12 protein-coding genes and 2 tRNA genes are annotated in these 13,836 nt (G+C 60.2%); 9 read left to right on the top strand and 5 right to left on the bottom strand.

What is annotated here, in order from left to right; all coding sequences use genetic code 11:
* Positions 1-28 precede the first annotated feature (28 nt).
* Positions 29-104 (top strand) — tRNA-Asn (locus GT748_RS13620).
* 303 nt (positions 105-407) lie between these two features.
* Here GT748_RS13620 and GT748_RS13615 read toward each other — a convergent pair.
* A complete protein-coding gene (locus tag GT748_RS13615; RefSeq protein ID WP_021660322.1) occupies positions 408-1,157 on the bottom strand; it encodes a class I SAM-dependent methyltransferase in 750 nt (249 codons plus the stop codon).
* Positions 1,158-1,409: 252 nt separating this feature from the next.
* On the opposite strand from GT748_RS13615, the gene GT748_RS13610 reads away from it, so the two are divergent.
* Positions 1,410-2,855: an MATE family efflux transporter gene (locus GT748_RS13610; protein WP_052537688.1), complete on the top strand. Its 1,446-nt coding sequence runs from the start codon at positions 1,410-1,412 to the stop codon at positions 2,853-2,855.
* A 120-nt stretch (positions 2,856-2,975) separates the two neighbouring features.
* Here the strand turns inward: GT748_RS13610 and GT748_RS13605 are convergent, their stop codons facing one another.
* A complete protein-coding gene (locus GT748_RS13605) occupies positions 2,976-3,971 on the bottom strand; it encodes a peptidylprolyl isomerase (protein WP_021660320.1) in 996 nt (331 codons plus the stop codon).
* Positions 3,972-4,314: 343 nt separating this feature from the next.
* Between GT748_RS13605 and GT748_RS13600 the strand changes: the two genes are divergently transcribed.
* The 7 genes from GT748_RS13600 (at position 4,315) to GT748_RS13570 (ending at position 11,095) form a co-directional block, all read left to right on the top strand.
* Positions 4,315-5,082: a hypothetical protein gene (locus GT748_RS13600; protein WP_143161668.1), complete on the top strand. Its 768-nt coding sequence runs from the start codon at positions 4,315-4,317 to the stop codon at positions 5,080-5,082.
* A 232-nt stretch (positions 5,083-5,314) separates the two neighbouring features.
* The gene (gene lexA, locus GT748_RS13595; protein ID WP_081693027.1) at positions 5,315-5,893 is read left to right on the top strand and encodes a transcriptional repressor LexA; all 579 of its coding nucleotides are present in this window, start codon (positions 5,315-5,317) and stop codon (positions 5,891-5,893) included.
* 1,136 nt (positions 5,894-7,029) lie between these two features.
* On the top strand, positions 7,030-8,847 hold the full coding sequence (gene typA, locus GT748_RS13590; protein ID WP_044992991.1) for a translational GTPase TypA: 1,818 nt from the start codon (positions 7,030-7,032) through the stop codon (positions 8,845-8,847).
* 163 nt (positions 8,848-9,010) lie between these two features.
* Positions 9,011-9,433, top strand: coding sequence for a bis(5'-nucleosyl)-tetraphosphatase (locus GT748_RS13585; protein ID WP_044992990.1), 423 nt, complete (start codon positions 9,011-9,013; stop codon positions 9,431-9,433).
* 42 nt (positions 9,434-9,475) lie between these two features.
* Positions 9,476-9,552 (top strand) — tRNA-Arg (locus GT748_RS13580).
* Between the two features lie 465 nt (positions 9,553-10,017).
* Positions 10,018-10,437 carry a hypothetical protein gene (locus tag GT748_RS13575; RefSeq protein WP_044992989.1) on the top strand — a complete coding sequence of 140 codons (420 nt, stop codon included), beginning with the start codon at positions 10,018-10,020 and terminating at the stop codon, positions 10,435-10,437.
* Positions 10,438-10,531: 94 nt separating this feature from the next.
* Entirely contained in the window at positions 10,532-11,095 is a 564-nt protein-coding gene (locus tag GT748_RS13570) for a histidine phosphatase family protein (protein ID WP_052537687.1), read from the top strand.
* 137 nt (positions 11,096-11,232) lie between these two features.
* Here the strand turns inward: GT748_RS13570 and GT748_RS13565 are convergent, their stop codons facing one another.
* The 3 genes from GT748_RS13565 to GT748_RS13555 form a co-directional block, all read right to left on the bottom strand.
* Positions 11,233-11,787, bottom strand: coding sequence for a nucleoside 2-deoxyribosyltransferase (locus GT748_RS13565; RefSeq protein WP_052537686.1), 555 nt, complete (start codon positions 11,785-11,787; stop codon positions 11,233-11,235).
* Between the two features lie 63 nt (positions 11,788-11,850).
* Complete coding sequence (locus tag GT748_RS13560; protein WP_021660305.1) at positions 11,851-12,798, bottom strand: PfkB family carbohydrate kinase; 948 nt, start codon at positions 12,796-12,798, stop codon at positions 11,851-11,853.
* A 69-nt stretch (positions 12,799-12,867) separates the two neighbouring features.
* On the bottom strand, positions 12,868-13,830 hold the full coding sequence (locus GT748_RS13555) for a LacI family DNA-binding transcriptional regulator (protein ID WP_044992987.1): 963 nt from the start codon (positions 13,828-13,830) through the stop codon (positions 12,868-12,870).
* Positions 13,831-13,836: the final 6 nt, after the last annotated feature.

Here is a 13,836-nt window from a genome sequence, read left to right as displayed (position 1 = left end):
GAAAATAGGGCGATGCCGACACAAATATTCCTCCTTAGCTCAGTTGGTAGAGCATGCGGCTGTTAACCGCAGGGTCGTTGGTTCGAGCCCAACAGGGGGAGCCAAAAGTAGAGCACCCGAACAGGTGCTCTTTTTTTGGCCCCAGACCTATCTCCTTCTGTTCAAAAAGGGAAAAGCCCCCGCACTGTCATAACAGTGCGGGGGCTTTTTTATTGCTGTGCCAATCCGCAGCGCGCCAGTTCAATCTTCTATCTGCCCGCTGTCAGCTTCTCTGTCTTTTGATAGGGGGGCGTGAGGAGCGCCGCGGACAGTTTTTTTGGAGAGGGTGCCGCCCCACCGCAGTTATGTATAGTGCCGAAAACCCGGCTCAATCCGACCCTTCGCCCCCTCTTTTTATCAGGTACTCTTTACTTTTTGCGGGCCAGGATCAGCAGGAAGCTGGGCTTGTGGTACTCCTTCTCAAAGAAGGGATACTGCGCCACCAACTCGGGAGAGGGAAGGGGCTCTTCCATCCGCTCGATGGTGAGCCCGGCGTCCGTCAGGGCGTTGACGAGCTGTGAAAAGGTGCGGTGGTACTTGACCACTCCGTCTACAAACCAGGTGATTTCTCGCTTCCCCGGGCGGCCGTAGTCGTTTAGAGGGTGGTAGAGGGCCCTTCCATCCTCCCCATATACCCAATAAGGGGCGGTCTCGTCGATGTGACAGGTGCCGATGGGGTGTTCTTGAGAGAAGAGGAAAACGCCGTCGGGCCGCAGACAGTCGGCCACACTTTTTGCCAGGGCGGCGAAATCCTCCACATAGTGGACGGCCAGCGAACTGAGGATCAAGTCAAAGTGCTGTCCCAGCTCCCCGATTTGGCTCATGTCCATCTGTTTAAAGCGAATCCCGCGGCCCCCGTTTTCCCGCTCTGCGGCCGCCAGCATCCGTTGGGAGAGGTCGATCCCCGTCACCGAGTGGGCACCCCGCTGCGCGCAGAGGGCGCAGATCTCCCCAAAGCCGCAGCCCAGATCCAGTACATCCTTTCCCGTGGGATCCGGCAACAGGGAAAGGAGGGCTGGGTGTTCCAGCAGGACGTTGTAGTTGACCGGGTTTTCCCGCAGAGAGCGGTACCCCTCGTAAAAATCGGGGTGGTCATAGATGTTTTGCAACTTGTCCATAACAGCCTCCTCCGTCTTTGTGTTTAGCCGAGTAAAACCAAGTATAGCACAGCGAAAAAGAAAAGGGAAGCAAAAATATCCGATAGACACAAAAATAAATGTACTAAAAAGTAAAAATGGTGAATGATTGCACTTGTCCTCCCTTTCCTGTATACTAACTTCTATCGGGCTTTTGGGGGCGCGGCGCTCCAAAAGGCCGAAGGCGATACCTGTCTGGTCCGTGTGTCGGCCCGACCTGCAAGGAGGATACAGATGCAGCTATTCAAACGGCGGCTGGGGGAAGATCCCTCTGCCCACCCGCCCTATATTCCCGGCGACCTCACCACCGGCCCGCCGGGGAAAACCCTCTTTTTCTTCATGATCCCCATCCTCATCGGCAACATCTTTCAGCAGTGCTACAACCTGGCCGACACCATCATTGTAGGGCAGTTTGTGGGGGCGGGCGCCCTGGCGGCAGTCGGCGGCGCCGGACCCATCTTTTATATGGGCACCATTGTCTCCTCCGGCTTTTCGGTGGGGGTTGCCGTTGTCACCGGCCAGTTTTTCGGCGAAGGCCGCCGCAGAGAAATCAAGGACATCTTTAGCACTTCGGTCCTCTTTACGGTCGTCACCTCCATCCTCATCAGCATTTTAGGGGTCCTTTTTACCCCTGCACTCCTCTGCTTTCTCAACACCCCAGAGGATGTCTTTGCCGACAGCGTCACCTATCTCACCATCATTTTTATCGGCTTTCTCTTCATCTTCCTGGCCAACATCGGCGGCAGCCTTTTCAACGCCTTAGGCGACTCGAAAACGCCCCTCTACTGCATGGCCGCCGGGGGCCTTCTCAACATTGTCCTCAACCTCTGGTTTGTCATTGGCTTTGGCTGGGGGGTCTTTGGCGTGGCCCTGGCCACCGTTATCGGGCAGGTGTTCACCTGCGCCATCGGTTTTCCCCTGCTGATGCGCCGCATCGCCCGCCTGGGCGACGGGCAAACAGGGCTGCGCCACGGGTTCGGCCGCTTTCGGGCCGACCTGCTGGGGCTGATCGTCAAGCTGGGGGCCTCTTCCGCCCTGCAGGGGATCGTTCTCTCGGTGAGCGGGCTGCTCATCCAGGGCATCATCAACAGCTTTGGCAGCCTCTACATGGCGGCCTATACCTCGGCCCAGAAGATCGAGCTCTTCCTCACCCTCCCCATCTACAACCTGCACAACGCCCTCGCCAATTACAGTGCCCAGAACATCGGGGCTAAACGGCTGGACCGGGTCAAGCAGGGGTATCGGGTGAGCATCCTCTGGTCCATGGCCTTTTGTGCGGTCATGGCAGTGCTTCTCTTTCTGTTTGGGGGGAACCTCATCGGCATCTTCATCAAGGCTGAGAGCGATGGCGCCGTCATCCAAGTGGAGGCCCAGTACCTGCAGATGCTCTGCATCGCCTACTTCCCCATGTCCTTCATGTTTATGAGTGAAGGGTTGCTGCGGGGGGCGGGCGACGTGCTGGCCGTCTCCTTCATCACCGCTGGGGGGATGCTCTTTCGCATGATCGCAGCGTACAGCTTTGCCTCTCTCCTCGGGTTTTACACGGTGGCGGTGGCCTACTTTTTCAGCTATACCTCCGAGTCCATCCTGGCCTATATCCGGGTCCGCTCCGGCCGCTGGCGGGAAAAGGTCGTCACCGGTGGCGCGTCTCCTGTGGCTGAGGGAAACGATGCCCTCTGACATACCCAAATCTTTAGAAATAGCGGTCAAGACAGAGAAAGCCCCCTGCTCGCAATGAGCAGGGGGCTTTCCCCGGAAAGTATGAAAAAGTGGCGCCAAGTGCCATCTGGTCGACTGGTCTTAGTGGAGGGTCTCCACCGAAATTTTGTCGTAGTTTTTGTTGTAGGTGACCTCTTGCTTGCTGATTTTCTCCTCCAACAGGTCGTTGAAGAGGGCATCCTTGCAGGCGGTCACCAGGGAGTCGTGGTTTTCGTCGATATAGCTCTGATCGATGGGCAGCTTTTTGATGATGTGATAGCCGTACGAGGTCTTGACCACGTCACTGATCTCCCCCTCGGCCAAGGCAAATGAGGCGTCTTCAAACTCCTCCACCATCTCGCCGGGGCCAAAGTAGTAGCCGTCCTCGGTCAGGCCGGGGTCTTCGTTGTACTGGCTCACCAGGGCGGCAAAGTCCTCGCCGCTGCGGGCCCGCTCCAGGATCTCCTGGCTCAGGGCCTCGGCATTCTCGGTCTCGTTGGTCACCAGGACGTGGCTCACATGGGCGTATCGCTTCTGCAAGAACTCGCCCAGCACCTCGTCGGTGACCTCCATGGTGCCACCCTCGCCAAAGAGGTGATTTTCAACCTTCTGTTGCAGGTAGCTGGTCTGCATCAGCTGCAGGTAGAGGTCCTCGGTGAGGTAGGCGGATGTCATCGCCTCCTGGAAGGCCTCTTCCGACTCGTAGCTCTCTTTGACAGAGGCCAGCTGGCTGTCGGCGCTGGTCTTCTCCTCGTCGCTGAGGGAGAGGCCGTACTCGTCCGCCAGGGCGCGGATGGCGCGGTTGGACTGCAGCGCCTTGAGCACGTAGTCGGAGAGCTGGGCCTTGACCTCGTCCTGCCCTTCCCAGGCGGTGTCGTCGCCGTTATCATAGCCGTATTTCATGTTGAGAAAGTAGTAGCGGTACTCGTCCATCGAGACCTTGTCCCCATCGATGGTCATGACCACCGGCATGGAGACGCCTTTGCCGTCCACCACGAGAGGGGAGTTTTTGGCCCCGCAGCCGGTCAGGGCGGCGAGGGTCAGTAGAGAGGCGGCGCCGATGGCGGCGACGCGCTGAAAACGCTGGGAAAGATGCATATAGCTTCTCCTTTTCTCTGTGGTTGGGCACATCTTTAGCTTACCCAACCAATGTGTAGACTGTGTGAAAAGTGTGAAAATCCTTTGCGAAATGAGCGGCAGTGCGGGGAAAAGACAGATAAACCCCGAGTAATATCCAATCCAGTGGAATTCTGGCGGATGAATTTTCCACAGCTGTGGAATTCGATGTTGAAAACCCCAACATCATGGGAATTGTCGCTGCGCAAAATGCGAAAGTTTTCCACACCCAGTGCGCAATTGCAAGAGAACAAAGTTTTTGGTATACTATTTGTAAATATCGCACCAAGGCCACCGGCTTTTTGACCGGGGGAAAGGACTTTTCATGACGCATCACAAATCATCCAACCAATCACGGCGATTTGCCCTCGCCCCAGTGCTGCTTGTGCTGTTGGGCCTTTTGGCGCTGTCTCTGCCCGCCCGGGCAGCCGACGCCCTCTACCGCTTCACCCACAACGGGCAGGACCTGTTGGCGGTGGGAACGGTCACCTCGGTGGGGGAGGGGAGCATCACCTTCTCCATCAGCGAGATCCTCAAGAGCTCCTCTTCCATCGGCGGCGGGAGCAGCCCTTTGCCCTCCAGCGAAGTCCGCCGCGAAATCAAGGTGGAGCGGGGCGAGGCCCTGCGGGACCTGCAGCCGGGGGACGCGGCCATCCTCTCTTTGAAAAAGAAGATGTGGGGCAGTTTTGCCCTGGACAACGGGGCGTACCGGCTGGACGGCACCGCCCTGCCGGTACAGGCCTCCACCCTTGCGGGGGAGGAAAACGCCGAGACGGCGGCGGTGACCTTCTTTGTCAACTCCCGCGGGGTCTTCTGCGAGTTTGCCTTTGAGGGGGACGACGGGCGGGTCGCCCTGACCTACAAGGGACAGGACTACCTCATCTATGACCGGGCGACCGGGGGGATACAAAACCCGCAGATACCGGGTACCCCCAGCCGTCTGCCCACCGAGCCCAAAGGGGATGACTGGTTTGCCAACTGGCAGTCCCCGGCCGTTCTCATCGGCATTCTGGCGATGGTGGCCGGCGGGGCGATCACCCTGCGCATCCTCTTTAAAAAGAGAAAGGGCCGGCACACCATCTATCTCAAATAGCGGCGGCCGCTGGGCGGAAAGCGAAAAAATGCCGCCAACCTTGCGGGCGGCGGCATTCAAAAGCCTGAGGGGTGCTTTTGAGGAGGATAGTGCAGTCCTAAAAACATTTGCGGCATTGTCTTTAGGCTTGCTCTTATTATAGCCCCGAAGCCCAATTTGTTGTGAATGATATGTAAATAAAAGGTGAAAAAACCTGAGCGATCATTTGAATTTTAGAGAGAGGGTGAGAGCCGTGGAAAAGGTGGAGCGAAAAAAGAGGGAGCTGCTGGAGTTCCTGCACCGCCAGGTGGGGGAGGGCATCCCTCCCTCGGTGCGGGAAATCTGCGCGGCCATGGGCTTTAAGTCGACCTGCACCGCCCACAAGTACCTGAAGATGCTCGAGGAGGACGGCGAGATCGAGGTGGTCCACGGCTCCAACCGGGGCATCCGCATCACCGGGCGGCGCACCGCCGCCATCCCCCTGCTCGGCACGGTGGCGGCGGGCACCCCCATTTTGGCCCAACAAAATATCGAGGACTACATTGTCAGCGACCTGCGGGGGGAGGGGCTCTTCGCCCTGCGGGTCAAGGGCGACAGCATGATCGGCGCCGGCATCTTTGAGGGGGACATCATCCTGGTGCAGCAGACGCCTGAGGCCCGCGACGGCGAGATCGTGGTGGCCCTGATCGAGGAGGAGGCCACCGTCAAGCGCTTTTACCGAGAGCCGGACGGCCGCGTTCGCCTGCAGCCCGAAAATGACCGCCTGTCGCCCATCTACCCCGACACCGTGGCCATTCTGGGCCGAGTGGTGCGGCTCATCCGCAACTACTAAAAAGTCGACAGGGCAGAGGCTGTCCCGGGTCGTTGCCGGGGCGGCCTCTGTATTTTTTGTGTCGCTTGTCCCTTTTCCACAGGCCTTTTCCGCCGCCCCTGTACGCCGAATCATACCGCCTTCTTGCACTTCATGTACTTAGCTGAGGGGGAGGATGGCCCCCTTATCCTGTTCTTCCGGCCATCCCGCGCCGGCAGCGGGAAAAGAGCCCTTGTTCCAGCGGGTTTTGGCCGCGGGCAATTGCGGGGGAGAAAGGAAATATCTTTTCCAGTTGCTCTTGTTGGCTGCCATGAGGAGAGCTCGGGCGGAAATGGGGAGAAGTTGCGCTGCCTTCTACATTTAGGGGGCCGTACCTCCTCTCTTTGCACGGGCTTTTCCTCTGCGCGCCACCCATCTCCACATGCCCCGCTGCAAGGAATGGACGCCCTCTTTTCTCTGGCCTTCTGACTGGTTCCATGCCGACGGCGGGGAAAGCGCTTTTTTCTTGGCGGGTTCTGGTCGTGGATGATTATGAGGAAAGAAGGCATCTGCCCCGCAACTCTCGCCGATTGCCAGGGTCGAGAAGTCAGATTTTCATTGAGAGGGGGGAGCCTACATTTGGGAGGGCGGGTCCCTCTTTTTTCGCGATTTTTTTGCTTCTACATGCTGCTCATACCGCTGTCTCACACTCCGCTGTGAGGAGGGAATGCCCTCTCCCCGGCCTTATGCCGACAGCGGGTAAAAGCCCTTATTTCAGTGGGCTTTGGTCGCGGACAATCGCGGAGGAGGGAAGTATCTTATCCATCCTATCACCCCCCAGCGGCTGTCAGAAGGAGGGGTATCCTCCTAGTTGAGATGGGGAAAAGCCGCCCCGCCCTCTGCATTTTTGGGGGCCGTATCTGCCCACAAAAAGACGATATGGTCGACTGCGGGCAAAAGGGAGAAAACAAAGACTAGATTTGGCGCTTGCGATGAATTTTTTGACTATTTTTTGTGAGATATTTTTGCTTTTTTAGGCGCGGCGGTGTATAATAAGACAGTTAAAGGGCTTGTACAGCCGGACGAGGGGACATCGCGCTTCCGCCGGCTGCTTTTCCTGCCGCGGGCAGCGAGCCAAAACCGTTTGAAAGCCAGCCATTCTTGGGGAGGAACACAGTTTGACTAGAAACGATTTGAGAAATATTGCCATTATCGCCCACGTCGATCACGGCAAGACCACCTTGGTAGACGAGATGCTCAAACAGGGCGGCATCTTCCGCGAAAACCAGGTGGTGCGCGACCGGGTGATGGATTCCGGCGCCCTAGAGCGGGAGCGCGGCATCACCATTCTCTCCAAAAACACCTCGCTCTTTTACAACGGGGTCAAGATCAACATCATCGACACTCCGGGCCACGCCGACTTTGGCGGCGAGGTGGAGCGGGTCTTGCAGATGGTGGACGGCGTGCTGCTGCTGGTAGACGCCTTCGAGGGCCCCATGCCCCAGACCCGGTTCGTGCTGGAGCGGGCGCTGGCCCTGGGCCACACCATCATCGTGGTGGTCAACAAGGTCGACCGCCCCGACGCCCGCCCCGAGGAGATCGAGGACGAGGTGCTGGAACTGCTCCTGGACCTGGACGCCAGCGAGGAACAGCTGCAGAGCACCTTTGTCTACTGCTCCGGCCGGGAGGGGACCGCTTCGCTGGATTACAGCGACCTGGGGGACAACCTGATCCCCCTCTTCAACGAAATCATCGAAAAGGTGCCCGCTCCCAAGGGTGATTCCGAGCTGCCGATGCAGATGCTGGTCAGCTCCATCGACTACAACGAGTACGTGGGCCGCATCGCCATCGGCCGCATCAAGCAGGGCACCATCAAACAGGGGCAGGAGGTGGTGGTCACCAACTACCACGGCGACCAGACCCCCCGCCGGGGCAAGGTGGTCAACCTCTACCAGATCGACGGCCTGACTCGCGACGCGGTGGACAGCGCCCAGTTCGGCGACATCGTCTGTGTCTCCGGGGTGGAGAACATCACCATTGGCGACACCATCTGCGCCCCCGACGCGCCGGAGCCGCTGCCCTTTGTCAAGATTTCCGAGCCCACCATCGAGATGACCTTCTCGGTCAACGACAGCCCCTTTGCCGGGAGAGAGGGCAAATACGTCACCTCCCGCCAGCTGCGTGACCGGCTCTTCAAAGAGCTGCTCAAGGACGTCTCCCTGCGGGTGAGCGAGACCGACACCACCGAGAGCTTCAATGTGGCCGGGCGGGGCGAGATGCACCTCTCCATCCTCATTGAGACCATGCGCCGGGAGGGGTATGAGCTGCAGGTCAGCACCCCCCGCGTCCTCTTCCACGAGGAGAACGGCAAGCGGATGGAGCCCGTGGAGCGGGTGACCATCGACGTGCCGGAGGAGTGCGTGGGCAGCGTGATGGAGAAGATGGGCACCCGCAAGGGCCAGCTGGTGGAGATGCACCCCACCGGCAACCGGATGCGGCTGGAGTTCCTGATCCCCTCCCGCGGCCTCTTCGGTTACCGCAGCGAGTTCCTGACCGACACCAAGGGCGAGGGCATCCTCAACACCATCTTCGAGGGGTATGAGGAGTACAAGGGCGAGATCCCCACCCGCCAGGTGGGCAGTCTGGTGGCCTACGAGACCGGGACCGCCGTCACCTACGGCCTCTTCAATGCCCAGGAGCGGGGCACCCTTTTCATCCCCGCCCAGACAGAGGTGTACGAGGGGATGATCATCGGCTCCAATCCCAAGGCCGAGGACCTGGTGGTCAACGTCTGCAAGACCAAGCACCTGACCAACACCCGTGCCTCCGGCTCCGACGACTCGCTGCGGCTGACCCCGCCCCGGGTGATGAGCCTGGAGGAGTCGCTGGAGTTCATCTCCGACGACGAACTGGTGGAAGTCACCCCTGAGTCGATCCGCCTGCGCAAGAAGATCTTGAACAATCAGCAGCGGGCCAAGATCACCCACCGCAAATAAGAGGGCGAGCGATTATCTGCTCCGGCGCACAGAAAATCCTGTGCGCCGGAGCTTTTTCTTGCCCAAAAGGGAGAAATTTTGCTGCTTGCGTCCCTTTTAGAAGTGTCGTCTTGCCAAGCAGAGGGCTTTTCTGTATGATAGAGAAAGGAAAGGGGAGATCGGTTTGCGTCGGGAAAAATCGTGTGGCGGGGTGGTGTACACCAAGGAGGGCGGCCAGCTTCGCTTCCTGCTGATTCGGCATAAAAAGGGCGGCCATTGGGCCTTTCCCAAGGGGCACATGGAGGCCGGCGAGAGCGAGCGGCAGACGGCCCGCCGGGAGATTTTGGAGGAGACCGGCGTGCAGGTGAAGATGCAGGGCAAGTTCCGGGAGAGCGTGGCCTATGACATCGGCACCATCATCCACAAGACGGTGGTCTACTTCCTCTGCGAGATCGTGGGGGAACCCGAGGTCACCATCCAGGAGGAGGAGATCTCCGACTACGCGTTTTTCGGGCCGGACGAGGTGCCGGGGCACCTGACCTACTCCAACGACAAGCACACCTTTGCCAAGGCCTTGCGATATATAAAATCTCGCAATTTGGCTTGACAACGGTCGGCAGCCGGTGTATTATGTATAAGCACGTTACAAGCGCCAATAGCTCAGCTGGATAGAGTGTCTGACTACGAATCAGAAGGTCGGGGGTTCGAGTCCCTCTTGGCGCACCAAGCAAGCCACTCACAACTTTTTTGTGAGCGGCTTGCTTTTTTGTATCTGCCAAGGGGCGTGCGGCAACGCCTTAACTGCCCTGCCTACTGGCACAGAATAGAGAAAAATGAAAAAGGGCCATAGGTTTTTCTGTGGCCTTTTGTTTTTGCAGCAGGTTTGAGGCGCATGTTGCATCGAAACCGCTGGAGACCGTACCTGCTCCCCTTTAAAACAGAAGGGAGACCGGCCGATGGGCTTTTTTAGCGGATCCGGTGGGGAGCCGGCAAGGCCCTACCGCCACCGCCTTCAGCAGTCGGAGAGGAGGAAAAGAGGAGGCGGTTTTGCCTTATGAGAAGAGGGCGTTTTTTGGAGGAGAAGGAAAAGCAGGGAGAGCAGCTGCGCTGCAAATGTCAAGTCTTGTCTGCACAGGGAAAAGTCGGTATACTATCTTCTTGTGGCATCACGCGAAAGGACTGATTTTTGGTTTGCAGTTGATCGAAGAGGTATTTGCAAAAGAGGTATACGCGCCCTTTGTGCGCTATTGCCAGCTCCACCACCTGCGGGAGATGGAGGACCTGCGCGGGTTCTCCCCGGCAGAGGCGGCAGGGTGGCCAGGGGTGACGCCGGCCCTGCAAAAGCGGGTGGGGCTGCTGTTGAGCACGTACTGGAGCCGCCACCCCCAAACACCGGCCCCCGCCCCGAAAAGGGAGCCGCTGGAAGAGCGGGTGCGGGCCCATTTTGAGGAGAACGCCCACCGGGTGGTCCGGCTCTCTGAACTAACGCCGATTGCCGGCGGACTTGGGCAAAAGGAACTCGCCCGGATGTTGGAGCGGGTGGACTGGTGCAGCTGCCTGGACAAAAACAGCTATTTTTACACCAGCCCCAAAGGGGAGGCAAGCCGGTAAAATCGATTGCCATCGGCCTGACCTGCTGGTATGATAGAGGGAAAAACAGAGCGGCGGCAGCGCCGCCTGAACGGAGGGAATAGGATTGCAGAGAGTGTACTGGATCCGCCACGCCGAATCGGACCACAGCGTTCACAGCGACGCCCTGCGGCCCCTGACTGCCAGGGGCCTGGAGGGGCGGCACAGGGTGGAGGAGTACCTGGCCGGCCACGCAGTGGGGGCGGTCCTCTCCAGCCCTTACCGGCGGGCCCACGATACGGTACAGCCCTTTGCGGCCAGCCGGGGACTGCAGATCCTCTGCGACGACCGCTTTCGGGAGCGCCGGGTGGCGGGCGAAGGGGAGTGGATCGAGGATTTTTCCGACTTTTCCCCCCGCCAGTGGGCCGACTTTTCCTACCATCTGCCGGGGGGAGAATCCCTCGCCCAGGTGGAGGAGCGGATGGTGGAGGGGCTGCAAGACGCCCTGGCCGCCCATCCCGGAGAGGACCTGGTGATCGGCACCCACGGCACCGCCCTCTGCGTGCTGATCCACCACTTTGTGCTCGCCTTCGGGCTGGAGCAGTTTGCCGAAATGGTGGAAAAGCTGCCCTGGGCGGTCTGCATGACTTTTGAAGAGGGGCGCTTTTCTGGGTGGGAGGTCGCAGACATCTCCTATTGAGGGAGGTCTGTTGTTGCCCGAGCACAGAAAAAAGAGGTCTGGGAAGATTCCCAGACCTCTTTTTTTAGATGTTCCGCCGCCAAGGGGAGGGCGCGCAAGGCGTTCTCACGCGGTGACGGAGACTTGTTGCAGGGGGACTACTCGGAGATTTTTTTCAGGCCCAGGTCTTTGGCGGCCAGCTCCAGAGCGTCTTCCAGGGTCCCGCAGATGCAGGGGAAGGTGCCGGTCATCATCAGGTTGACCATCTTGCCCCAGTCCTCGATGAAGGCGCCGTCTTTGTCGTAGGCCTTCTTGATAACCTTGCCGTCGGGGGTGGTCTCCTCTTTCCAGGTGACCGGGCCGTAGTACTTGTCGACAGCGGTGATCATGTCCTCCTCGTCGTAGTAGGCGTAGACCTTTTTGCCCTTGGCGTAGGCGTAGACGGCCTCCCACACGGTGCCGGCGTCGGGCTCGGAGCCACGGAAGTGCTTGAAGTTGGCAAAGACTAGCTCGCAGCGCTCCAGCCGCTTGATGTTCATCCAGCAGACCTTGTCGGAGGTGACAGGGGGCTCCATGACATCGGGGAACTCCTCATTGGGCAGGGGGGTCAGGCCGTACTGTTTGCAGAGGGCCTGCTTCTGGGCCTTGACCTCTTCAAAGTCGGGGTAGAAGCAGTCGGGGCCGGCAAGGAAGGTGTAGATGGGTTTGTCCATGATAGTGACTCCTTTTCTTTTGTTTATGTATTTGAAAAGCCCGGTGGGCATTTCAGACCAAATTCAGTTCTGCTCGGAGAAGATGGGGTTTTTGCGCAGGTGTTCCCGCAGCTCTTCCCGGGTGGGGACCTGGGCGCGAATGCCCTCCTTGGCGCGGGAGAGGAAGGCGGCGGCCTGGGCGTAGATGGCGGCGCTGTACAGCCCCTCCCCGCGGTTGAGGGCCAGAGCGAGGGCGGCGACAAAGATGTTGCGGTCGCCGTTTTTGTCGATCTCCATCCCCATTTCGGACTGGCCCAGGGTCAAAAACTCATTCCCGGTGGCGATGAGGACCCCGTCGGCCCCGTACTTGAGGATGGCGGTGCGGGCCCCCCGCTCCAAAAGAGTGGAGAGGGCCAGGCGGGCGGTTTTGAGATCGGGCTCCTGCCGGCCGGTGAGGGTGCAGACGTCCGCCTCGTTGGGGAGGATGATGTCGACAGAGGGGTAGAGTTCCAGCGGCAGCCGCTCCACCGGGGTGGCGGAGAGGAGGACAAAGGCCCCGTGGCACTTGGCCATGGCCGCGGCCTCGGTCACCGCACAGGCGGGCAGCCGGTTGGAGATCACCACCGTCTTCCGTCCTTCAAACAGAGATTCAAATTCCGCCAGGTCGCCCGGCTGGTAGCTGTCATTGGCCCCGGCGCTGTAGATGAGGGCGGGCGCCTGTTCCCCCCTGACGCGGTGGACAAAGATCATCCCCGAGGGGACGCCTTCTGCGACGGTGATCCCCTGGACATCCACCCCGCGGCCGCGCAGGGTCTCGGTCATGGTCTGGCCAAAGGCGTCGCTGCCCACCCGCCCCAAAACGGCGGCGCGCCCTCCCAGCAGCACTGTGGAGACCGACTCGCGCGAGGCCGTGCCGTCGGTCTCCAGCCGGGTCTCGTCGGCCTTGACGGTGTCCCACAGGGTGGGGGCGGCGGGCAGGTAGAGGGAGACCCCCATATTGATGGTCCCAACAAAGAGTATTTCTTCTTCCATACTTCCTCCTCGGCAGCTTATTGGCAAACGGCCCAGCCGTTTTTGCCGGCAGTCGGGGCGATGCCTCCGTTACAAGGTGCTCTTGCGCACCGTCAGGGTGTGGCGGAGACACTCGCTCTCCACCGGCTGTCCCTTGATTTTTAGCAGCAGCTTTTCGGCGGCCTTGGCGCCGATGCGGTACAGGGGCTTGGACATGGTGGTCAGCCCGGGATAGGTGGCGGTGGCCAGGACGCTGTCCTCCAGGGAGAGGATGGCGCAGTCCTGTGGCACCCGCACTCCCCGGTTTTGCAGGGCGTGCTGTACCCCCAGCGCCTGCCCGTCGCAGACGGCGACGATGCCGGTGGGGCCATACAGCTCGTCGGCCAGGGAGTAGCCCAGGGCAAATCCGGCCTGGTAGGTGTTGGGGCCGGTGAGGACCCGCAGCCGGGCCCCGGTGTCCTTTAGGGCGTCGGCACAGCCCTTGTTGTAGGCCATGTCAAACCCGGGGACGGTGACCAGCACCACCGTCTTGGCCCCCTTTTGCTGCAGGTAGGCCGCCGCCTCCCGCGCCGCGTCGTAGCGGCTGGAGTAGACTGCGGGGAGTCCGGCCAGGGGGAAACACTCGGCCAGCACGGCGGGCAGGCCGCTGGCCTCGGTCTTGCGCTGGGCCTCCTCACTCAGGTGGAGGCCCAAGACCGCCCCCGCGGCCCCGGTGGAGATCATTTCGGGGAGCACCCGGTCCAGGTAGTCGGCGTCTGTCTCCGCACAGTAGAGGAGCGCCGGCACCGAGGCGGCGCTGGCGGCGTCGCAGGCCCCGCCGGCCAGGATGTTCCAGACCGGGGACATGATGTCCGAGACCACCAGGGCGATGGCGCCGGTCCCCTTGCCGGAGAGGGCCCGCGCGCTGAGGTTGGGGCGGTACCCCAGCTCCTCGGCTGCCTGGCGCACCCGGACCTTGGTCGCCGCGGAAATGCTGGGGGAATCGTTGAGGGCGCGAGAGGCGGTGGAGATGTTGACCCCCGCCAGCTTGGCCACCTCTTTTAAGGTTGCCACGAGCAC

Source organism: Bittarella massiliensis (ex Durand et al. 2017), assembly GCF_009876955.1.
Taxonomy (GTDB): Bacteria; Bacillota; Clostridia; order Oscillospirales; family Ruminococcaceae; genus Bittarella; species Bittarella massiliensis.
Note: the sequence above shows the minus strand (reverse complement) of the source record. Positions and strands in the feature narration are given on the sequence as shown.